This is a genomic window from Halomonas borealis, assembly GCF_004798905.1.
GTDB lineage: Bacteria > Pseudomonadota > Gammaproteobacteria > Pseudomonadales > Halomonadaceae > Halomonas > Halomonas borealis.
The window spans coordinates 20,260-41,843 of sequence record NZ_SDMO01000004.1 but is presented as its reverse complement, the minus strand read 5'-3'; the positions used below and the strand labels follow the sequence as shown (position 1 = coordinate 41,843).

The following is a 21,584-nucleotide window of genomic DNA, read 5'->3' as shown; positions in this document are numbered from 1 at the left end:
CCTTAGCCGACCACCGGCTCCCGTCGTTCCTTCCTGGCGCCGTCCTGGCTACCCTCTTCCGCGGCATCGCGCCGCTGCGTCTGCCCCACATCCGCGCGCCGACCGCGGCGCCACAGCAGCAGTCCGAACAGCGCCCCCAGGCCGGCGGCCACCACCACCAGCATCAGCGCCGGCAGCATGGCACCGCCATCATTCGACAGGAAGGACAGCCCGGCGACCACCACCGCGGGCGCGAAGCCATGATAGACGCCTTCCTGGGCCGTCAGCGGCAGCTGGAAGCTCGCCGGCACCCACATGATCGCCGCCACGGCCCAGGTGATCATCAGCCGTGGCAACCGCGGCAAGAAGGCCAGCCCCAGGTAGCCGGTGCCCAGCACCACCAGAGACAGCGCGGCATAGGTCAGCCATAGTAGTGACATCGAATCCGAAAGTAGCATCGGTACCTCGTCATTGCGGCGTCGAAAGACGCACTTCGTTGAATTCACTTCGAGTATGGTACATCTCGCACCATGAAAGCACAGCCGCCACGTGATCCCGGCCAGGCGAACGCCTGCGACATCCCCCACCCGACCGCCACCTTCCGGCGCGACGATGCCCCTGAATGGCACTGGCTGGAACACCGCGACGACCCCCAGGTGAGCGCCTTCCTGGAAGCCGCCAACGCCCATTCCCAGGCCTGGTTCGCCCCCCTGGATGCCCTCACCGAGCGCCTCTACCACGGCCACCTGGCCCGCCGCGAGCTGGCCGTCAACGGCCTGCCCACGGCGCTCGACCACTTCACGCTGTGGAGCGAGACGGCCGCGGACGCCGACCACCCCATCTGGTGGCGCCACCCCAACGGTGCCCCCGAACGCCGCGAGCCCTTCTTCGACCTTGAGCAGCGCGCCGCGGACCACGCCTTCTTCGAGATCGGCGACATGGCACTGTCACCGGACGAGGCCTGGCTGGCCTGGAGCGAGGACACCCGCGGCGACGAGATCTACACCCTGTGGCTCAAGCACCTGCCGAGCGGCGAGCCACGGGCACTGCTCGAGGAGATCGGCCCCGAGCTGTGCTGGGCCGAAGACGGCACCACCCTGCTGTTCACTCGCTATGACGCCACCCAGCGGCCCGAAAGCATCTGGCGGCTGCCGCTGAACCTCGAGGCGACACCCAGCGCGGGGCAGCCGGCACTGATGCTGCACGAGGACGACCCCGAGTTCTGGCTGGGCCTGGGCAAGACACGCTCGCGCGAATGGCTGATACTCGAATCGGCCTCCAAGGACACCAGCGAGGCCCATCTGGTTCCGGCGGCGGCGCCGGCCACCGCCCCCCGCCTGTTTCGCCCCCGCGAGCACGGCGTGGAATATGGCGTGGACCATCGCCCCGGGCACTTCTACGTGCTGCACAACCGCGAGGCGCCGCACTTCTGCCTCGATCGGGTCGACGAGGCCGATTCCGAGGGCCAGTCCGAACGGCTGATCGAACACCGCCAGGACACCACCCTGGAAGGCATCGATGCCTTCGCCTGGGGGCTGGTGGCCAGCGAACGCGACCATCACCAGGCCCAGGTCTACCTGCGGGTGATCGAACTCGATGCCGATCACGGCATCCGGCGCGACGAGCGCCTGCCGCTTCCCGAGACGCCCTGCAGCCTGTCGCTGGCCGACGCCCCGCACTTCGCCGAGCGCCGCCTGCGGCTGCGCGAGGAATCCTTCACCCTGCCGGCGACCTGGACCGAGCTCGACCTGGACAGCGGCGAGCGCCGCCGCCTCAAGCAACAGCCGGTGCACGGCGACCTCGCGCCCAGCCAGCTGGCCTGTGAGCGGCTATGGGCGACCTCCCACGACGGCGAGCGAGTGCCGGTCTCGGTGGTCATGCGCGCCGACCTCGTCGGTCGGCCGTTGCCCACCCTGCTCTACGGCTACGGCGCCTACGGCGAGACGCTCGACCCCTGGTTCTCGGTGGCCCGCCTGGAGCTTCTGGCCCGGGGCGCGGCCTTCGCGGTCGCCCACGTGCGCGGCGGCGGCGACGGCGGCGAACCCTGGTACTTGAACGGCAAGCTCGAGCACAAGGCCAACGGCTTCCATGACTTCCTGGCCGCCCGCGACACGCTGGTCGAGGCGGGCATCAGCGACGGCCAGCGTATCGCCGCCTATGGCGCCAGCGCCGGCGGGCTGCTGGTCGGCGCCAGCCTCAACCTATCGCCGGAACGCTTCTGCGCCGCGGTGCTCGACGTGCCCTTCGTCGATGTGCTGCGCACCATGCAGAACCCCGAGCTGCCGTTGACCATCGCCGAGTACAGCGAATGGGGAGACCCCCGCGACCCCGTCGTCTACCGCCGCATCCGCGACTATTCACCGCTCGACAACCTGCCCGAGCACGCCTGGCCGCCGGTGTTCCTGCAAGGCAGCTGGCACGATACCCGGGTGCCCTACTGGGAGCCCGCCAAGCTCTACGCCCGACTCACCGAGCTCGCGGGGCGTCACGGCGCGACCGGCCACGATCACCCCACGCTGCTGCGTACCGACCTGGAGGCCGGCCACGGCGGTGCGTCCGGGCGCTTCAAGGGCTGGCACGACGACGCCCGCCAGGATGCCTTCATCCTGTGGGCGCTGGGGCTGGAAGAGCGCGAGGCCTGAGCCTCACCGCTTTCATTGAGGCGATGCCTGACAGCCGGTGGGCCCACGCCCTTCCCGCCCCCCGTATGGGGCGCTAGGTAGGAAGGGCCGCCGTGCTGCCCGAGGAGCGAGTGGCATGGGCGTCAAGCAGCGGAGTTGACACGCACTCAATGCGGGCTCGGAGCCGGCGCGTGACGCCGCATGGCTAAGCGCCCCTTTCGGACGGCCTAACCGTCGATGGGTAGAATCGCGATGATATGGTCCTCGAGCTCCTCCTCGGGAACCGAGGCCTGGGAGACGGCGAAGCTGCGCACGCTGATGCCCTTGCGATGCACCCGTTCGGGATCCCCCGAGATCAGCGGATGCCAACCGGCCAGCTTGCGCCCCTCGGCCAGGCGGCGATAGGCACAGGACTTGGGCAGCCAGCGGAACTCCTCGATACGCTCGACGGTGAGCTGCTGGCAGTCCGGCACCTTCTCGAAGCGATTGGCATAGTCGCTGCAGCGACAGCCCTGGATATCGAGCAGCTCACAGGCCACGCCCAGCACCGCCAGATCGCCCTCGTCGTCCTGGAACTTGAGCAGGCAGCACTGGCCACAGCCATCGCAGAGCGCCTCCCACTCCTCGTCGCTGAGCTCCTCCAGGGAATAACGCTCCCAGAAGCGGTCTCTCATGTTCTCTCCTGCGCGACATGCGTCGCGATACGCGCGGCCCACGCTGGCACCGGGCGCATTGAATGCGATACGCGCATCATCGGACGTGTTGCGCCCCATGCGCGCGTCATCGGGCGCATTGAATCAGTAACGCGCTTCGGTCGGGGTCTTGTAGAGGTCGAGCAGATACACCTCCTTGGCCGGCGGCATCTGCAGGTAGAAGCCCTTCTCCTCGATCGCCGCCATCACATCGCCGCCACGGGTTCGCGCCAGCGACTTTTCCGGCGTGAGGATCAGGGTCAATGCCGACACCGGTCGACCGAAGTGCTCGAGCAACGCCTCGGGCACGTCCTCGAGGCCACGGCGCTTGTCCACGTACAGGTACATCCCATCCTTGCGCGGACTCTTGAAGACCTCGCACAACAGCTTGCCATTCAGGGTCGTCATGCAGGGACCTCGTTCAGGGCGTGTTCCAGAGCATCGGCGAGCCGCTCGCCGCGCCAGCCGACGGGCAATGGCAACGGCCGGCCACGCAGCCGGGCGCTGGCCAGGGCTTCCAGGTCACGACGGCGCATCAGCATCTCGGGGGCCATGCCCAGGGATTCGGCCTCGACGCTCACCACCTTCTTCATCGCCTTCAGGCAGCGCTTGAAGGCCGGCGACAGCGGCGACAACGGCACCGAGGGCAGCTCGGCCTCATCGAGGTGGCGCGCCTCCTTGACCATCGCCAGCAGGGTATCGCCTTCGCGCTTGACCAGCGGCGGCTTGATGCCATCGACCGTGGCCAGATCATGACGGTTCTCGGGCAGACGCTCGGCGATGGCGAACAGCAGCTTGTCACTGACCAGCCAACCGCGTGGCAGGTCGCGGCGGCGCACCTCGCCCTCGCGCCAGGTGGTCAGCCGGCGATAGGCCTCGATCTGGCGCGGCCCCAGCCGCCACAGGTTGCGCTGGCGCAGGTACCACTGGCCATCGGCCTCGTCGCTGCGGGAGGCCTGGTCCGCCAGGGCGGCGCAGTCTTGCTCGAGCCACTCGAGGCGCCCGTGGCGGGCCAGGGAGTCGTGCTGGCCTGCCCAGACATCGAGCAGGTAAACCACATCCAGCGCCGCGTAAGACTTCTGGGCCTCGCTCAGGGGGCGCTCGAGCCAGTTCGAGCGCGTCTCGTCCTTGGGCAGGGTCTCGCCCATCCAGACCTCGACCAGCTTCTGGTAGCCCATGGACGTGACCTCGCCGAGCAGCGCCTGGGCGATCTGGGTGTCCACCAGCGGCGCGATCGGCACCCCGGCCCAGTGGGCGAAGACCTCCAGGTCCTCGCTGGAGGCGTGGAGCAGCTTCAATGGCCCCTCGCAGAGCAGCCGGCGGAAGCGTTCGGTGCAGGCGACCTCCTGGGGATCGACCAGGTAGGCCGGCCCGCCGGCACAGAACTGGATCAGCGCCGGGATCGGGTGGAAGGTGCGTTCGCGAAAGAATTCGGTATCCAGGGCCAGGACATCGGCACCGGCCACATCGGCGCAGGCGGCATCCAGCGCCTCGGGGGTATCGATCCAGCGGATCTCGGGTGTCAGGGACATTCGGTCATCCGGCATGGCAGGAATGGGACGGCGCTCATTCACCCTGGAAGGGCAAACGGCCATTGAAGGCGCGGCTCAGGGTGCCGCCGTCGACGTATTCGAGCTCACCGCCCATGGGCACACCATAGGCCAGGCGCGAGAGCTTCACGCCCAGCGGATCGAGCTGAGCGGCGATGTAATGCGCCGTGGCCTCGCCTTCCACGGTGGGATTGGTGGCCAGGATCACCTCCTCGACGCCGGCCTCGGCGACGCGCGCCTCCAGCCGGTCGAGGCCGATGTCCTCGGGCCCGACGCCGTCCAGCGGCGAGAGATGGCCGTGCAGCACGAAGTAGCGCCCTCGGTAACCGCCGGCGTCCTCGATGGCCAACTGATCGGCGGGCGACTCCACCACGCACAGCACGCCGTCATCGCGACGAGCGCTGGCGCAGATGCCGCACAGTTCTTCCTCGGTCAGCGTGCGACAACGCCGACAGTAACCGACCGACTCGATGGCCAGGCCCAGCGATTCGACCAGTCGTCGACCGCCGTCGCGATCACGCTCGAGCAGGTGCATGGCCATGCGCTGGGCGGTCTTGGGGCCGACCCCGGGCAATACCCGGAAGGCCTCCATCAACCGTTCGACCAGGGGAGAAAAGCTCATGGGTCGTCAGGACTCACTTCAGCATGCGACGAGATGAGCGCCACGCGGGCGCTCATCTCACGGTGGGGGTGTGCAACGCCCGCGGGGCGGTCCGCCGCATCGACGAACGCCGGCGCGCGCCGGAGCCAGGCCTCAGAACGGCATCTTGAAGCCGGGCGGCAGGTTCAGGCCGGAGGTGGCGTCATCCATCATCTCCTTGGAGCTGGCCTCGACCTTGCGCACGGCATCGTTGACCGCGGCCGCCAGAAGGTCCTCGAGCATCTCCTTGTCCTCGCCCATGACGCTCTGGTCGATATCGACCTGAAGCACGTCGTGGCGGCCGTTCATGGTGATCTTGATCATTCCGGCCCCGGCCTCGCCATGCACCTCGGCATTGGCGACCTCTTCCTGAGCCTTCTGCATCTTCTCTTGCATTTCCTGAGCCTGCTGCATCAGGTTGCCCATTCCACCTTTCATCATGGTCGTGTCCTCTCGATTGGCTATCGCCCCTGGCCGCCGCGGCGGCCAGGGCGTGTGCGTTTCAGTGGCGGCCCGCCGCCTCGGCGGGTTTCACCGTATTCTCGACCAGCCGGGCCCCGAAGGCCTGCTGCAACTTCTGTATCTGGGGGTCGGCCTGGAGCACCGCCAGCGCCTCGGCATGGCGCTCGGCGAGCCGCCGATCGGCCCGTTGGCGAGGCGTCTCGACGCCCTCGGGCAACGGGCCGTCGGCGATGCTCAGGCGCCGTTCGAAGCCCGCCGTGGCCAGCGCCTCGCGGATACGCTCGACGTGGACATCGGCCTGCATCGCCGCCTGGGACGGATCGAGTCGCAGCATCAATGCCTCTCCGTCATCGGCTTCGACCACGCAATGGGCCGCCAGGTTGCGTGTCAGCCCGGTTAACCCCAGCGCGTCGAAGCGCTCCAGCCACCCCGCATGACTGAGCCCACCCGCCGCCTCGGCGGCCGGAGCCTCCGCCACCGCGGCCTCGACAGGCGTCGGAGCGGCCGGCGCGGGCTCAGGAACCACCGCCGGCGCCTCGACACGCTCGGGCTCGGCCGGCATGGGCGCCGGCGACTCGTCCACCGGAGACGGTTCGGGCGCGGGCGATGCCGCCGGCGCGCGCTCCTCTTCGTCCCAGGGCGGAGGCGCCGGTGCCGCCTCGGCCGACTCAGCAGGCACCTGGAGAGCGGCGGGCGGCGGCGCTTCGGCGACGGGCTCAGCCGCCGCGGCGGCGGGGGCCTGCGGCGAGCCTTGAGGGCCAGATGGCGGCGCGGCGGCCGAGGCGGCGCTCGCTTCCCCGCCTGGCGGCGGCCCGGCCTCGCCACCCGACGAGGCCGGGCCGCCATCGCCGCGCATCGGCAACGGGGTCTGGGGCGGCTTGGGCACGCCCTGGGGCCGGAAGGCCAGCATCCGCAGCAGGGTCATCTCCAGGGCGGTGCGAAGGTCCGGCGCATGGGCCATGTCGCCCCGCCCCTGGAGGCCGATCTGGTAATAGAGCTGAATGTCCTCGGCGGTGAAACGCGCGGCCAGCGCCAGCAGCGTCTCGCGATCGCCGTGGCCGTTGTCCAGGGCATCGGGGACCATCTGCGCCACCGCCAGGCGGTGCAGCACGCCGGTGACATCATCGAGCACACCGGCGAAATCCGGCCCCTGCTCGGCCAGAGCCGCGACCTCGGCGAGCACTCGGGCGGCATCGACCTCGGCCAACGCCTCGAGCAACGCCAGCACGTGGCGATGGTCGAGCGTGCCGAGCATCGCCGCCACATCGGCGTGGTGCACCTCGCCCTGACCGAAGGCGATGGCCTGATCGGTGAGGCTCATGGCGTCACGCATCGAGCCCTCGGCGGCCTTGCCGAGCAGCCACAACGCACTCTCCTCGAAGGACACGCTCTCGGCCTCGAGCACCTGGGAAAGATGGCCGACGATGCGCTCCGGCGGCATGTGCTTGAGGGTGAACTGCAGGCAACGCGACAGCACCGTGGGCGGCAGCTTCTGCGGGTCGGTGGTGGCCAGCAGGAACTTCACGTGGGGCGGCGGCTCTTCCAGGGTCTTGAGCAGCGCATTGAAGCTGCTGGTGGAGAGCATGTGCACCTCATCGATGAGATACACCTTGTAGCGCCCCTGGGTCGGTGCGTACTGCACGTTATCGAGCAGCTCGCGGGTGTCCTCGACCTTGGTGCGCGAGGCGGCGTCGACCTCGATCAGGTCGACGAAGCGGCCGTCATCGATGGCCTCGCAGCTCGGGCACTGGCCACAGGGCGTGGAAGTCACGCCCTCGTCGCCTTGCCCACCGGCGGTGCAGTTCAGGCACTTGGCCAGTATCCGCGCCAGCGTCGTCTTGCCGACCCCGCGGGTGCCGGTGAACAGGTAGGCATGGTGCAGCCGGCCCTGGTCCAGGGCATTGACCAGCGCGCGCTGGACGTGCTCCTGGCCGACCAGCTCATGGAAAGTACGCGGCCGCCACTTGCGGGCCAGAACCTGATAGCTCATGCAGCTCGGGATCCTTGCAGCTGGGCTGGCTGGCAGCCGAACAACGAAAGCCCCGCCGGGTTGATGCGCACTCACCGACGAGCCTGAAAGATGGCCTGCATTCTACCGGGTGGCAGCCCCGGCGCAAAGCATGGGCCGGGACGCGCCGCGGCCGTCACCGACGGGGAGGAGCCGCCGTGCCGGGTGCGGCTCATGCGGGTAGCCTCGTGGGCACACGACCATGATCACACCCACACGGACCGCGGCCGACCCCGCCGCCGAGCTGTTAGGCTGGGGCCTTGCCAATGACGGAAGGGACGACCGCCATGCCCAGCATCCTGATCTGGAGCCTCGTCGCCGTGCTCGGCACGGCCATCATCTGGCAGGGCAGCGTCCTGCTGGAGCGCAGCAGCGAGCGGCTCGCGGCCCACTATCGGCTGCCGGACATCGTCCAGGGCGCCATCGTGGTCGCCGTGGGCTCGAGCTTCCCGGAGCTCTCCACCACCGTGATCTCCACCCTGGTGCACGGCGAGTTCGAGCTCGGCGTGGCAGCCATCGTCGGCTCGGCGCTGTTCAACATCCTGGTGATTCCCGCCGTGTCCGGCCTGGCGAGCCCCCGGCCACTGACCGCCAACCGTGACCTGGTCTACAAGGAAGCCCAGTTCTACATGATCGCGGTGGCGGTACTGACCCTGACCTTCGCCTTCGCCGCCATCTACCACCCCGTCGATGCACCGAGCGGCGCCATCAGCGGCGAGTTGACCCGCGGTCTGGCGCTGATGCCGGTCGCCCTCTACGGGCTCTATCTGTTCGTGCAGTACCAGGACACCCTGGACCACCAGGCCGACACCGACGCCGGCGACGTCCGCCCTGGCCGCGAGTGGGCACGGCTGGCGTTGTCGCTCGTGGTGATCGTGATCGGCGTGGAAGGGTTGGTGCAGGCGGCGATCCATTTCGGTGAGATCTTCGGCACCCCGAGCTTCCTGTGGGGCATCACCGTGGTCGCCGCCGGCACTTCGATCCCCGATGCCTTCGTGTCGATCCGCGCCGCTCGCCAGGGACGCGGCGTGACCAGCATCGCCAACGTGCTGGGCAGCAATACCTTCGACCTGCTGGTATGCATCCCCGCCGGGGTGCTGATCGCCGGCACCGCGACGATCAACTTCTCCCTCGCCGCCCCGATGATGGCGGCACTCACCGCCGCCACGGTGGCGCTGTTCCTGATGATGCGCACCGGCATGGTGCTGACCAAGCCCGAATGCGGGGCCCTGCTGGCGCTCTACGCCGGCTTCCTGGTGTGGGTCAGCCTGGAGACCTTCGGCATGCTGGACTGGGTGCCCAGCCTGCCGCCGCCGGGATAGGCGGCATCGCCCACCGCCCCGACGAGCGGTCACGACGCGCGGCAGGCGGCCTCGAAACCACTCAGCACATTGACGACGTTGATGCCGATCTCCTTCACCGCATAGCCACCCTCGAGCAGGAAGGTCGTGGGCAGGTCGGCTCCGGCCAGGCGACGGCCGAGCTCGGTGAAGTCGTCGCTGGTCAACGTGAAGGCACTGATGGGATCACCCTCGAAGGCATCGACGCCCAACGAGACCACCAACGCTTCGCAGCCGGCATCGCGCATGCGTCGCAGGGCGTCATCGAGCGCTCGCGACCAGGCGTCGAAGCCCGTGCCCGGCGCCATCGGGTAATTGAGGTTGAAGCCCTCCCCTTGCCCACGACCGGTTTCATCGGCATGACCCAGGAAGTAGGGGAAGCAGCGACGCGGATCGCCATGCAACGAGGCGAACAGCACATCGTCGCGCTCGTAGAAGATCTGCTGCGTGCCGTTACCGTGATGGAAGTCGACATCGAGCACTGCCACCCGCGAAATGCCGCGGCCCAAGGCATGCTGGGCGGCGATGGCGGCGTTATTGAAGAAGCAGTAGCCGCCGAACTGATCGCTCGCGGCATGATGCCCCGGCGGCCGGCACAGCCCGAAGGCGGGCTCGCCGGTCGCCAGGCTGTGAGACACCGCCGACAGGGCAATGTCCTTGCTGGCCATGGCCGCCTCGAAGGTACCCTCGCAAATCGAGGTATCGGCGCCCAGCGCATAGTGCCCGAGCCGCCCGTCGATATGCTCGGGGATGATGTCGTCACGCAGCGCGCGGGTCGGCCAGATCCAGGCGATCGCCTCACCGCTATTGCCCGCCGCCTGCCAGTCGTTCCAGCAGTCGGCGAGGAAGTCCACGTAGCCGCGATCATGCACCGCCAGCACCGGCCCGAGGCCGAAGATCTCGGGCGCTCGCACCTCACCGAGCCTCGTCTCGCGTACACGCTCGAGTACCAGGTCGACCCGCTCGGGGCACTCGTATGGCGTCACCAGAACGCCACCGTCCAGCTCGGTGCGGGCTCGACGTTGCTGGGTGGCGGCACTGTGAAAGGTCAACATCGGCGTCGGGCCCCCGGGCATCTCAAGAAACCCTGACAGGATATCGCCGGATCATGCATCCTGGAACAGGCTTTTCAGGAAGCTACCGCTTGCTGCTCCAGCTCGCGCTTGAGCGAATCATCGAGCCCCAGCGCGGATGCCAGCTGGTCGAGCCAGGCACGCTCCATGGGGTTGTCGTCGTCGATCACCGCGACACTGACCAGATACATCTCCCGAGCCGCCTGGGGAGAGTCCGCCTGACGGGCCAGGGCCAGCGCATCGAGCGGCGCCTTGAGCTGACGCTCCATCCAGTCGTGCAGCTCGTCATCGGCGCCCATCTCGTCGATCTGTTCGGCGAGCAAGGCACGCTCTCGTTCATCGACATGACCATCGGCGCGGGCCGCCATGATCATCGCCTGGAGCAATTCGAGGCTACGCTGCTCCTGCTGGCTGCCCTCGAGGTGATCCATGGGCCGCCCCTCTCGTGCCTCGTCGCCCTCGGCACTGCTGCCGGCATTGCCTCGGGAATTCTGCCAGGCCTTCCAGGCCAGCATGCCGACGCCGGCGATGGCGCCATACTTGAGCGCCTTGCCGCCCATATTGCGACCACGCTTGGAGCCGACCAGCATGCCCAGGGCGCCCCCGCCCAGCAGCTGTTTCGGATCCAGGCCACCCTTCTGCCCACTGCTCTGGCCGCCGCCACCCAACTGGGACGACAGGCTATCGACCATGCCCTTTAGATCCGTACCGCCCGACCCGGAGCTGCTGCTGCCGGCTTGTTTCATCAACTGATCGAAAATGCGCTTGGCGTTCATCCCGGTCTCCTTGTCGCGTTTGCCACTGCCTTGGATGATCGATTCAACACTTCGTTTCATCAAGCAAGCAATATGCGAGCGGCGATTGCCATCGAGAAAACGCGGTGACGACAGGAAGATATAAGAAGAGAGGAGCGCGAGCGAAAGGAGGGAGATATAAGAAGGGAGCGGAAGGCGAAACGGCTTCAGGCCTTCGAAACGCAGGGCCAAAATGGAGGCGGCCCCGACAGCCACATCCCGGCACACGCATCCATCACTACCGTTGCTCCCTTCCGGGCCTGGCGGAGTTCGCGATTTAGCGTTGCGGGAGGACCGACGGGGCCACCACAGCGAGCACTCGAAGTGCTAGATGTCGGAGTGCGATCAAGCACTTGCCGAACGCCGCGCACTATACCAAGCCGCCACCGACGCGGCAAGGATCGATTACCAAATCGACCCGGCGGAGCGTGGAAACCCCGTAATTCCCGAGCGTCGCTAAGGGTCTATGGTGAGGGGTGTCTGCCTCGCGCCACCTTGTGGCGGGGGCCTCATCGCGAATCGCCCACCGGAGGCATCCATGAACAAGACGTCGGACAAGGGCCACATCGCACTGCTGGGCTGGAGCCTGAATGCCATCGAAGCCGCCGCTAACTTCGACCGCGACTACGTGGTGGTGGCCCCTGACTGGGCAGAGGAGTACTGCAGCCAGCACGATATCCCCTATGTCTCCTGGAACTTCGAGCGTTTGAATGATCGCTCCCTGGAGATCGCCGAGACGCTCAAGGACATGGGCGTCAACGTCGCCATCCCGCTGTTCGAGGAGACCGTGGAGTGGGCCGGCGCCATCAATTCGGTGCTGCTCGACAACCCGCGCCTCTACGGCCAATCGCTGCTGCTGCGTGACAAGGCGCTGATGAAGCGTCGCGCCCAGCTCGGCGGCATCCGCGTCGGCATCTTCGAGGAAGCCCACGACAAGGACGACGTCATCCGCTTCCTCAAGCGGGTCAACCAGACCCTGCTCAAGCTCGACGGCGATCCCAACGACCCCATCCATCTCAAGGCCTTCGACAAGGCCGGCTGCCTGGGCCACCGGGTGATCCGCACACCGGACGAGGTCGACACCATCCCCGACGAGGAATTCCCGGTGCTGATGGAGTCGCACCTGGATGGCTGGGAGTTCGCCGTGGAGGCCTGGATCCACAACGGCAAGATCGCCTTCCTCAACATCTCCGAGTACGTGACCCTGGGCTATTCGGTGTTCGTTCCCGCCTCACCGGAACTCGAGCGCTACCGCCCCCAGATCACCGCCCAGATCGAGAAGCTGATCAAGGCCTTCGACATCTCCTTCGGGCTGATCCATCCCGAGTACTTCGTCACCAGCGATGGCGAGATGTACTTCGGCGAGGTCGCCTACCGGCCGCCCGGTTTCAAGGTGTTCGAGCTGCTCGAACGGGTCTATGGCTTCAACGCCTACCAGGCCAGCATGCTGGTCTTCGACCCCAAGACCACGCCCGAGGAGGTCGAGGCCTTCTTCCCCAAGGAAGTCGTCGATGCCGACGGCTACGCGGGCTGCTTCGGGGTCTATCCACGCCTCAGGGTGGTCAGCCGCCTGGAGATTCCCGAGGCGGTCGAGGAAGATTCCTACTTCGAGTCCCACGAACTGACGTCGCCGCTGGAGGAGACCGTCACCAAGCGCACGGCCTTCGGCACCCACTGGGGACTGGTGTACCTCAAGGGCCCGGATCCTCATCGCCTGCACGACCTGCTCAAGAACATGGAAGAGCTTGATTTCTATGTCTGACAGGCGCGTCATGATGGCTTTACCCACGGATGACGAGGAGTCGGTGTGACCAGTCCCCCCGCCCCAACCGACGATGACAAGCTCCCCGGCCTGCTGGCCCGGCTGGACGAGGCGACCGCCCTGCTGAATGACGCCGCAGGCTTCGCCAAACCCGGCAAGCTGCCCCGGGTTCTCGACACGGCCCGCCGCGTGCTGCTTCAGGAAGGCGGCGCCGCGGCGATCGAGGCACGCGCCATGACCCTGGAGGCCGCCGGCGTCTTCGAGGGGTCGGACTGGGCGACCCCCCAGTTCTTGGTGCCGTCGATGACCACCCATGCCCTGAAAAACCCCGACGCCAACGTCGTGGTGATCGAGGCGCTGAGCGAGCTACGGCTGCTGGCGGCGGCCAAGGGTGACGAGCGCCATGCGCTGATCTCGGCCGAGCAGGCGCACCATTACCTGACCCAGGTGATCGCCCTGAATCTGTGGCTGCTGTTCGGCGCGCCCAGCGAGGCCGAACGCGAGATCCAGGGCCGCCTGGCCGCCCTGCCCCGCCAGCTCTTCGCCCACCTGGCCCGGCGCATCGGCTACGAACACATCATCGACAAGCTGATCACCGAAATCTGGCGGATCCTCCAGCAGCGTCCTCTGCAGGTCGAGCCGGTCAAGCAGATGATCACCCAGATCGCCATCTGCCAGGCCGACCCGGCGATCGACCTGGGCGCCAGCGGTCAGGGCGCCGACCGCCTGGTCAGCTCGCTGTTCGGTGCCACCCATGCCAGCCGCGAGGATCCAGGCATCGAGGTCTACCGCGAACGCCTCGCCGGCATGGACACCACCGCCCTGCAGGCCGAGGCCACGGGATTCGCCCGGGCCATGCACGATACCGGCCTGGTATCGCCCTATCACCCGGTGCTGATGCGCCATCTCACCGAGCACGGCGACCAACTGCTCAGCGAGGCGCTGGGGTTGTCCGCCACCGGCCGCGACTGCCTGCTGTGCTATCGCGAGCTGGTGCATGCGCTGATCCGCGGCGGCGTGCACCCCGCCACACCACAGGCCGTGTATGGCCTGGCGCTGATGCTCGAGCGCGGCATCCTCTACCAGCCCCCCGTGGCGCCGGCCATGTGGCGCCAACTCGGGCTGTCGCTCTCGGCATGGTCGGAGGCGCGGCTGCAGCTCGCGTTCGGCGAAGCGGTATCACCACGGGCACGGCTGCTCGAGGGCGTGCTGTGCATGCTGGGCCTGCCGTTGGGCGTGGGTCAGGGCAACAATCCCACCTGCCAGTCCGCCCGGGCGCTGTCGATGTGGGCCTACAACGATCCGGACTACCTGCTGCAGATGGTGGCTTGGGCGGCCCGCGACGACGAGATCATCATGCACTTCGAGGGCATGCCGCTCTCCTCGATGGCGAGCATCGGCGGCGTCGCCACCGAACTGCCCATCGACCTGGACCCGGTATCGCTGATCGTGGTGCCCCACCTGGATCGCATCTATGCCGAGATGGGCCGACGCTGCATCGGTCGCGAGGGCGATCCCCACCGCTGGGTCAATCCGGAATTTCACGGCTGGTGGTCGGGGCGCGGCTTTCGCATCAACGTCGACGTGGCCAGTGGCCGGCTGGATGAACCGAACGTGTTCCTGCGCCACTTCTATGCCAGCTACCACCCCTACTACAACGGCAATCAGCCGTTGATTCACCCCCAACCGGCAGGCATCGCCGTCACCGACAGCGCCGCACGCTTCATCGGCTGGCATGCCATCACGCTGCTGCGGGTCAGCCTCGATCCCGCCGAGCAGATGCGGGCCTACTTCTACAACCCCAACAACGACAGCGGCCAGGACTGGGGCGACGGCGTACAAGTCAGCACCGCCGGCCACGGCGAGCGCTTCGGCGAGGCCTCGCTGCCCTTCGAGCAGTTCGCCTCACGGCTCTACATCTTCCATCACGACCCCCTGGAGCGTGGCGATCCTTCCCGAGTCGACCAGGCGGAACTGGATCAAGCACTCGGCTACCTGGAACGCAGCTGGGGCGCCGAACGCCTGCCCCACGGCGGCCTCCAGGCGTCATCCGGCGACTGACCGGGCCTCCGGCTATGGCATAATGATGACCTTCATTCGCGATAGCCGGAACGCACCATGCCACGCCTCGACCAGCTGCTACTCCACCAGGGACTGGCACGCTCGCGCACCCGCGCCCAGCGCCTGATCCGCCACGGCCGCGTGCGCCTGGCCGATGACGGCCGGGTACTGGCCAAGCCTGGCGAGAAGCTGCCCGACGACACGCACCTGCGGGTCGAGGACGACCCGGAGGAACGCTACGTCTCGCGCGCCGGGCTCAAGTTGGAGGCGGTATTGGCGACCCTGGCGCTGCCGCTCGAGGGCGTCACGGTGCTAGACGTGGGCCAGTCCACCGGTGGCTTCAGCGACTGTGCGCTGCGCCATGGCGCGGCACACGTGATCGGCATCGAGGTCGGCCACGACCAGCTCGCCACCGAGCTTCGCGACGACGCCCGCATCACCTGCCTGGAAGGGCTGAACGCCCGCGCCATGCAAGGCGAGCCACGGCTCGCCGCGGCGCTGGCCCGATATCCCGCGACGCTTGCGGTGATGGACGTCTCCTTCATTTCACAGACGCTGATCCTGCCGGAGCTCGCCGCCCTGCTGCCGAGCGACGGCGAGCTGGTGTCGCTGGTCAAGCCGCAGTTCGAGGCCGGCCCCACTAACATCAACGCCCGTGGCCTGGTGACCGACCCCAGCTGTTACGCGCAGGTCGAGGCGCGCATCCGCGCGGCCTGCGACGCCGCCGGGTTCGCCATTCATCACTGGCAGGAAAGCCCCATCCGCGGTGGCGACGGCAACCGCGAATTCCTGCTCTACGCCCGTCGCCGCTGAACCAGCGTCAGCGCCCGGCATCGCCCCCGCCGTCTCCGGCATCCAGCTCGCCTGGGTCACCGCCGGCGCCCGGCGGCGGGTTATCGGGCACGTTTCCCGACGAGCGGATCGGTACCTGGGTCTCGTGGCCACCGGAATCCCGTAGCCTGATATCCAGCTGGTTGAAGGCGATCTCCAGGCCATTCTCGGCGAACAGCTCGCCGACCCGGCCATTGAGTTCATCGGTGGCGAACAGCCGGTCACCCAGGCTGTTGACGAAGATACACAGCTCGAACTCGAGGCTGCTGGTGCCATAGCGCATGAACAGCACCTGGGGCTCGGGATCGACCAGTACCCGCTCGTTTTCCTCGGCCGCCTGATGGAGCAGCCGCTGCACCAGGCGATGATCCGAGCCGTAGGCCACCCCGTAGGACAGTATCACTCGGGTGATGCTGTCCGACAGCGACCAGTTGATCAGCTGGTCGGTGACAAAGGTCTTGTTGGGGATGATGATCTCCTTGCGGTCGAAGTCGGTCACCGTGGTGGCACGAATGCGGATACGATTGACCGTGCCGGTGAGATGGCCAAGCGTGATGGTGTCACCGATGCGCACCGGGCGCTCGAACAGGATGATCAACCCCGAGATGAAGTTGGCGAAGATCTCCTGCAACCCGAAGCCAAGCCCCACGCCGAGCGCCGCGACCAGCCATTGCAGCTTGCTCCAGGACACGCCGAGTGCCCCCAGCGCCCAGACCACACCGCTGCCGACGATCACATAGGAGAGCAGCGAGCTGATGGCGTAGGCGCTGCCCTGTTTGAGTTCCAGCCGCGACAGCACCATCACCTCGAGCAGCCCCGGCAGGTTGCGTGCCATGATCAGTGTCAGCGCCACGACCAGCAAGGCCACCCCGAGGTCGGCCACCGAGATCGAGGCACCGACCAGTTCACCGCCCTGCTGGCCGCCACCCAGGATCATCACCTGATCGAGGTAGCCGAACACCGTCAGCAGGTCGGACCAGACCAGGTAGAATACGGCCAGGAAGGCCATCATCAGGATCAGCTTGGACAGGCGCAGCGACTGCTGATTGACCTGCTGCATGTCCAGGGGTGGCTCCTCGACGACCTCCGTACCAGGCTCGCCGCCGCTCCCCTCATGGGCCAGCGCATGACGCCTCGCCAGGGCACGGCGATAGGCCAGCCGGCGCGCCGCCACGGCCAGCCCGCGCACCACCGCCGCCTCGACCAGGATCCATACGCCCAGCAGGTAGACGGTGATGCCGAAGCGCCCCACCAGGCTCAGCGCGGTATAGGCATAGCCGCATACCACCAGGCCGCCCAGCACCAGGGGCACCAGCGCCAGCGCCAGCCCCAGCAGTAGGCGCAGAAGCTTGACGCCGAAGAACGGGGCATGGGCGAGGATCAACCTCGCCAACGCCAGGCTCATACCCACGAGGCCGGCCAACAACGCCAGCAACGCCAGCGGGCGCTGGGTCAGGTCGATATCGACATCCCGCGCCTGGGTGCCGATGAACAGCACCGGCACCAAGGCCACGCCCAGCCACAGCAACCAGCGCCGCAGCCGTCGCACGTAACCACTCGGCCAGTGGAAATGTCCGGTCGCCACCCCCTCCGGCATCAGCAGGCGCCTGGCCCATGCGATGACCGCCCAGGCCAGAGAGAGCTGTAGCAGCGCGCCACCGAGGCTCACGGCGAGGCCGCTTCCCCCGAGCCTCATGGCCAGCGCCACCGCCACCAGGCACAGCGGCCCGGGCAACGCCAGCAACGCCTCCAGCATGACCGCCAACGGCGTGTGCCCCTGGCTGTCATGGCGCAGGTGGCCGATTTCGTCGTGCAGGCGATCGAGCCGCCGTGTCAGCATCCGACGCAGCCCGATCAGCAGCCCGGCGACCAGCAGCAACGGCACGGCCAGCCACGCGGCGGAATCGGGCCTGCGCCAGTGCGATGGCAGGGCCCGCCGCCATTCGCCCTCGTCCCACTCGGCCAGCAGGTGCGACGGCAAGCCCATCATCCAGCTCAGATCCAGCGGGCGGGCGTTGGCGATCCAGAACAACTGCTCATCGATGGTGGCGCGCAGGTCACGCCCGATCTCACGCAGCTGTTCCCGATTGAGCTGAAGCTCGATGGCGGCGGTCAGCAATTCGCCGTAGGTCGGCTCGAGACGGTTGAGCAGCTCACGCCGGGAGCGCAGTAGCTGTATCAGGGCCTCGCGCACGGCCTCCGGCGCCTCGGTCTCGGCGTCGGCCTCCTCGAGGCGCCGGCGAGCCTGCCGATCGGTATCTTGCAGGTCCTCACGCTGGCGGGCGAGGTCGAACTGCTGGAGGCGCAGATCGGCGATCTCTTCCTTGAGATCGCCCCCCGCTTCGACGTTCGGCAAGGCCTGGCGTTGCTCACGCAGGATCCTCGACAACAGCGGACTGCCGCGAATCGCCTCGATATGTTCGGCGAACCCGCGCTGCAGCTGTCGCACCCGTTCCAGCTGTCGGCTCGCCTCCTGTCCTTCGCGCCCCAGCTCGCTGGCCCGGCTGGTGGCCCGCAGCAGTTCCAGGCTCAGTTCGCGATTGGTCCCGCGCGCCTCCTGCACCAACGGGTGGCCGGCCACGGCCTCGGGCTCATCGCCCACCGCCTCGGCAACGGCCTGCTCCGATTGCTTACGGCGACGCGTCTCAAGCGAGGCCTGCAAGGCCTCGAAACGGGCCACGCGCCGCGCGACCCGCAGCTTGTTGAGATCGCGCTGCTGCTGGGCCAGCTCGCGCAGGCGCGCATTGGAGGCCAGCTCGCGTCGATGCAGCGACAGCCGGCGCTCGGCCAACGCCCGTTCGACGAGATGCCGTTGGCGCGACGGAGCATCCTGTGACACTCCCTGGGCAGACAGCGTCTCCAGGGCTCGCCGATGCTCTTCCATCGCCGCGCTGGCCTCACCAACCGCCTGCTGGGCGCGCTCCGGCAGGGTCTGGGTGCCGAGCAGGCGAGTCTCCACCTCGGCAAGCCGGGACTGGGCCTCGTCCAGCTCATCGGTCACCGCCTCCAGCCGCAGCGCCAGCGTCTCGACATCGAGCGCCGCCAGCGCCTCGCGGTCCGGCGCTTCACGCGGCGTGTCCTGGGCGGCCGCCAGGGACCGCCGTGCCTCGTCGAGTGCCTGGGGCGCCCGCTCCGCGCGCGCCTCCAGTTCGGACAACCGCCCCTCGACATCATCGAGCGTGGCGAGCGCCTCCAGTGTCGCCTCCAGGTCCTCGATCCCCTCCTGGGTGGCCGCATCGGCCGTCTTGCCATCCGCCGGCTGAAGGGATTCGAGGCGCTCCTCGAGGGCTGCGCGTTCGGGCAGCTCGTCGGCCAGCGCGGCGCACGACACCAGTGCCAGCAGCGACAGCACGCCGCAAAGAATGTGAAAGCGGACGAGCCGCGGGCAACGCAGTAAAGCGATCACTAGTACCTCGACAGGTGGATATCATGGGCCTGACAGCGGATCATCGTCGTCCGGGAGGCACGAAGCAACATCGCCCGCCTGCGAGGTGGCCGTTGACTCGCCAGACGGGCATGATAGAACGACGCTTCCACCTAAACACAGGGTCGTCATCTACCATGGCTCCACGCTCCATCGCCACGCTGCTCGCGGCCACGCTCAGCGCCGGCCTGGCAGGCCCGGGACAGGCTCAGACGGAGGCCCCGCTCGCCGATGCCGAGCGCCAGGCGATCCGTGACCGCATCCAATCGCTGCAGGCCGAGATCGGCGAGCTGCGCACACGCCTGGCTAGCCCGGCGGCCAGCGACGCCACTCCCGACCCCGAGCCGACGGCGACCGTCAACGCGAGCGCCGACGCGAGCGCCACAGCCCGCACGACGACACCCGCACCGATGGAGCCGGCCGATTCGGCCAACTCGGAAATCAGCGCCTCGGTGGCCGAACGGCGGCTTCTCGAAGAGGAATCCGCCGACAACCCCTTCTCCATCACCACCCATCATCGCAACTATCTGCTGCCGTTCAGCTATACCACCTCGCCCAACCGGCAGACCTTCAGCGAGATCGACCGCGAGGCCAACCCCGACCGGCTCGAGGTGAAGTTCCAGTTCAGCGCCAAGTTCAAGCTGGCCGAAGACGTCGTGTTCGATCGCGGCGACCTGTACTTCGGCTATACCCAGCGTAGCTGGTGGCAGGCCTACAACGCCGACGCCTCCTCGCCCTTCCGCGAGACCAACTACGAGCCGGAAGTCTTCGTCGATTTCGACAACCACTGGACGCTGGCGGGCTGGACCAACATCAATAACCGGCTCTCGCTCAACCACCAGTCCAACGGGCGCTCTGGCGACCTGTCGCGCAGCTGGAATCGGCTGATCCTGACCAGCACCTTCATCAACGACGACTGGGCACTCTCGCTGTCACCCTACTGGCGCCTGCCCGAAACCGAGGGTGAGGACGACAACCCCGACATCCATGATTATCTCGGCTATGCCGACGTCACCGTGGCCCGGCGCATCTTCGACGACCACGAGGCCAGCCTGCTGTGGCGCGGTAACCCCGATAGCGGCCAGATGGGCGCCCAGCTCGACTACTCCTGGCCGCTGTTCGGCAAGATCCGCGGCCATGTCCAGTTCTACCAGGGCTACGGCGAGAGCCTGATCGACTACGATCGCAGCGTGCAGCGCCTCAGCGTGGGCTTCAGCCTCAACCCGCTGTTCTCGACCGGCACCTTCACGCGATGAGCGGCCGAGCCGCCTTACACACCCCGTGGACGGCTGCTATGCTGACCCTGTCACGTACCGTCAGAGGATGACTCGATGAGCGACCACACGTCCCATACCCGCGAGACCAGCGACCAACTCAAGCAAGACCTGCAGCACCTCTCGCAGACCGTCGAGGAACTGGTCAACGCCACCGCCGACGACTCACGCCACAACATCAAGGAACTGCGTGAACGCGCCGAGCAGCGTCTCCATGAGACCCGCGCCCGGCTCGAGGCCCGCGGTGGACGCGCCTATCACGACGCCCGCGAGACCGTCACTCAGCAGGCCGACGCCTGCGACCGTTACGTGCGCGACAACCCCTGGACCAGCATCGGCATCGGCGCCGCCGCCGGCGTGGTCATCGGCATGCTGATCGGGCGCCGCTGATGTCGGAGAGCCAAGGACCGGCTCAGCGGCTGTTCGGTGCCGGCAAGCGTCTGCTGGGCAGCCTCGTCGCGACCGGCGAGACGCGCCTGCGGCTCGCCGTGCTGGAGCTCGAAGAGGAGCGCGCCCGCCTGATCAGCCTGCTGCTGTTGGCCGGCGTCAGCCTGCTGCTGCTGCTGCTCGGGCTCGGAGCCCTCACCACCCTGATCATCGTCGCCTTCTGGGACAGCTACCGGCTGATCGCCATCGGTGGCTGTGCCGCGGTGCTGCTGCTCGCTGGCCTGGGGCTGGCGGGCTGGGTGCTGCATCGGGCCAGGCGCCGCACCCTGCTGGTCGACACCCTCAAGCATCTGGCGCTGGACCGCGAGCTGATGGAGACGCCTCACGATGGCAAAGGCTGAACGCCAAGCCCGCAAGGCGGCCCTGGAGGCCAGCATCCAACAGCAACGCCTCGACTTGCTGGTCGAGGCCGAGCACTGGCACCGGGCCAGCCGCCCCCTCGAGGCCAGCTGGCAAGCCGTGCAGCGTTACCGCCTGCCCGCCCTGGGCGGCGGCAGCCTGCTGCTCTGGTGGTCGCTGCGCCATCCCGCCACGGCCAAGCGCCTGGCGCGGCGCTCGCTGTCCATCATGGTGATCGCACGGCGCGCCCAATGGCTGCGTCGCCTGCTGCCCTGAGCGCCCCACCG

19 protein-coding genes and 1 other RNA gene are annotated in these 21,584 nt (G+C 67.8%); 9 read left to right on the top strand and 11 right to left on the bottom strand.

What is annotated here, in order from left to right; genetic code table 11:
- Positions 1–2 precede the first annotated feature (2 nt).
- Positions 3–437 carry a hypothetical protein gene (locus tag ETC07_RS05725; protein ID WP_136247548.1) on the bottom strand — a complete coding sequence of 145 codons (435 nt, stop codon included), beginning with the start codon at positions 435–437 and terminating at the stop codon, positions 3–5.
- A 72-nt stretch (positions 438–509) separates the two neighbouring features.
- Between ETC07_RS05725 and ETC07_RS05720 the strand changes: the two genes are divergently transcribed.
- On the top strand, positions 510–2,621 hold the full coding sequence (locus tag ETC07_RS05720; protein ID WP_136247547.1) for a S9 family peptidase: 2,112 nt from the start codon (positions 510–512) through the stop codon (positions 2,619–2,621).
- Positions 2,622–2,827: 206 nt separating this feature from the next.
- Here the strand turns inward: ETC07_RS05720 and ETC07_RS05715 are convergent, their stop codons facing one another.
- The 6 genes from ETC07_RS05715 to dnaX form a co-directional block, all read right to left on the bottom strand.
- Positions 2,828–3,274 (bottom strand): YcgN family cysteine cluster protein, encoded by a 447-nt coding sequence (locus ETC07_RS05715; RefSeq protein WP_136247546.1) that lies wholly within the window; start codon positions 3,272–3,274, stop codon positions 2,828–2,830.
- A gap of 123 nt (positions 3,275–3,397) precedes the next feature.
- Positions 3,398–3,700: a YcgL domain-containing protein gene (locus ETC07_RS05710; RefSeq protein ID WP_136247545.1), complete on the bottom strand. Its 303-nt coding sequence runs from the start codon at positions 3,698–3,700 to the stop codon at positions 3,398–3,400.
- Positions 3,697–4,824 carry a ribonuclease D gene (gene rnd / locus ETC07_RS05705; protein WP_168709172.1) on the bottom strand — a complete coding sequence of 376 codons (1,128 nt, stop codon included), beginning with the start codon at positions 4,822–4,824 and terminating at the stop codon, positions 3,697–3,699. The genes ETC07_RS05710 and rnd overlap by 4 nt, the downstream gene beginning before the upstream one ends.
- Positions 4,825–4,858: 34 nt before the next feature.
- Positions 4,859–5,464 (bottom strand): recombination mediator RecR, encoded by a 606-nt coding sequence (gene recR / locus ETC07_RS05700; protein ID WP_136247543.1) that lies wholly within the window; start codon positions 5,462–5,464, stop codon positions 4,859–4,861.
- 132 nt (positions 5,465–5,596) lie between these two features.
- Positions 5,597–5,923 (bottom strand): YbaB/EbfC family nucleoid-associated protein, encoded by a 327-nt coding sequence (locus tag ETC07_RS05695; protein ID WP_136247542.1) that lies wholly within the window; start codon positions 5,921–5,923, stop codon positions 5,597–5,599.
- Between the two features lie 61 nt (positions 5,924–5,984).
- Positions 5,985–7,934: a DNA polymerase III subunit gamma/tau gene (gene dnaX / locus ETC07_RS05690; RefSeq protein ID WP_136247541.1), complete on the bottom strand. Its 1,950-nt coding sequence runs from the start codon at positions 7,932–7,934 to the stop codon at positions 5,985–5,987.
- Between the two features lie 305 nt (positions 7,935–8,239).
- On the opposite strand from dnaX, the gene ETC07_RS05685 reads away from it, so the two are divergent.
- Entirely contained in the window at positions 8,240–9,274 is a 1,035-nt protein-coding gene (locus ETC07_RS05685) for a sodium:calcium antiporter (protein ID WP_136247540.1), read from the top strand.
- 29 nt (positions 9,275–9,303) lie between these two features.
- On the opposite strand, the gene ETC07_RS05680 is transcribed toward ETC07_RS05685, so the two are convergent.
- The 3 genes from ETC07_RS05680 to ffs form a co-directional block, all read right to left on the bottom strand.
- Positions 9,304–10,347, bottom strand: coding sequence for a histone deacetylase family protein (locus ETC07_RS05680; protein WP_136247539.1), 1,044 nt, complete (start codon positions 10,345–10,347; stop codon positions 9,304–9,306).
- Between the two features lie 74 nt (positions 10,348–10,421).
- Positions 10,422–11,141, bottom strand: a complete 720-nt coding sequence (locus tag ETC07_RS05675) for a tellurite resistance TerB family protein (RefSeq protein WP_136247538.1) — start codon at positions 11,139–11,141, stop codon at positions 10,422–10,424.
- Between the two features lie 221 nt (positions 11,142–11,362).
- Positions 11,363–11,459: signal recognition particle sRNA small type (gene ffs / locus ETC07_RS05670), an RNA gene on the bottom strand.
- A 238-nt stretch (positions 11,460–11,697) separates the two neighbouring features.
- Here ffs and ETC07_RS05665 point away from each other — a divergent pair.
- The 3 genes from ETC07_RS05665 to ETC07_RS05655 are packed head-to-tail and all read left to right on the top strand — an operon-like array spanning position 11,698 to position 15,795.
- Positions 11,698–12,921: an ATP-grasp domain-containing protein gene (locus ETC07_RS05665; RefSeq protein ID WP_136247537.1), complete on the top strand. Its 1,224-nt coding sequence runs from the start codon at positions 11,698–11,700 to the stop codon at positions 12,919–12,921.
- Between the two features lie 45 nt (positions 12,922–12,966).
- Positions 12,967–14,982, top strand: coding sequence for a hypothetical protein (locus tag ETC07_RS05660; RefSeq protein WP_136247536.1), 2,016 nt, complete (start codon positions 12,967–12,969; stop codon positions 14,980–14,982).
- Positions 14,983–15,039: 57 nt separating this feature from the next.
- A complete protein-coding gene (locus ETC07_RS05655; RefSeq protein WP_136247535.1) occupies positions 15,040–15,795 on the top strand; it encodes a TlyA family RNA methyltransferase in 756 nt (251 codons plus the stop codon).
- Between the two features lie 7 nt (positions 15,796–15,802).
- Here the strand turns inward: ETC07_RS05655 and mscK are convergent, their stop codons facing one another.
- Entirely contained in the window at positions 15,803–19,219 is a 3,417-nt protein-coding gene (gene mscK / locus ETC07_RS05650; RefSeq protein WP_136247534.1) for a mechanosensitive channel MscK, read from the bottom strand.
- 155 nt (positions 19,220–19,374) lie between these two features.
- On the opposite strand from mscK, the gene ETC07_RS05645 reads away from it, so the two are divergent.
- From ETC07_RS05645 to ETC07_RS05630, 4 genes are all read left to right on the top strand, one after another.
- Complete coding sequence (locus ETC07_RS05645; protein ID WP_136247533.1) at positions 19,375–20,493, top strand: phospholipase A; 1,119 nt, start codon at positions 19,375–19,377, stop codon at positions 20,491–20,493.
- Between the two features lie 75 nt (positions 20,494–20,568).
- Complete coding sequence (locus tag ETC07_RS05640; protein WP_136247532.1) at positions 20,569–20,901, top strand: ElaB/YgaM/YqjD family protein; 333 nt, start codon at positions 20,569–20,571, stop codon at positions 20,899–20,901.
- Positions 20,901–21,299: a phage holin family protein gene (locus ETC07_RS05635; RefSeq protein WP_136247531.1), complete on the top strand. Its 399-nt coding sequence runs from the start codon at positions 20,901–20,903 to the stop codon at positions 21,297–21,299. The genes ETC07_RS05640 and ETC07_RS05635 overlap by 1 nt, the downstream gene beginning before the upstream one ends.
- Positions 21,286–21,573, top strand: a complete 288-nt coding sequence (locus ETC07_RS05630; RefSeq protein WP_136247530.1) for a YqjK family protein — start codon at positions 21,286–21,288, stop codon at positions 21,571–21,573. The genes ETC07_RS05635 and ETC07_RS05630 overlap by 14 nt, the downstream gene beginning before the upstream one ends.
- Positions 21,574–21,584: the final 11 nt, after the last annotated feature.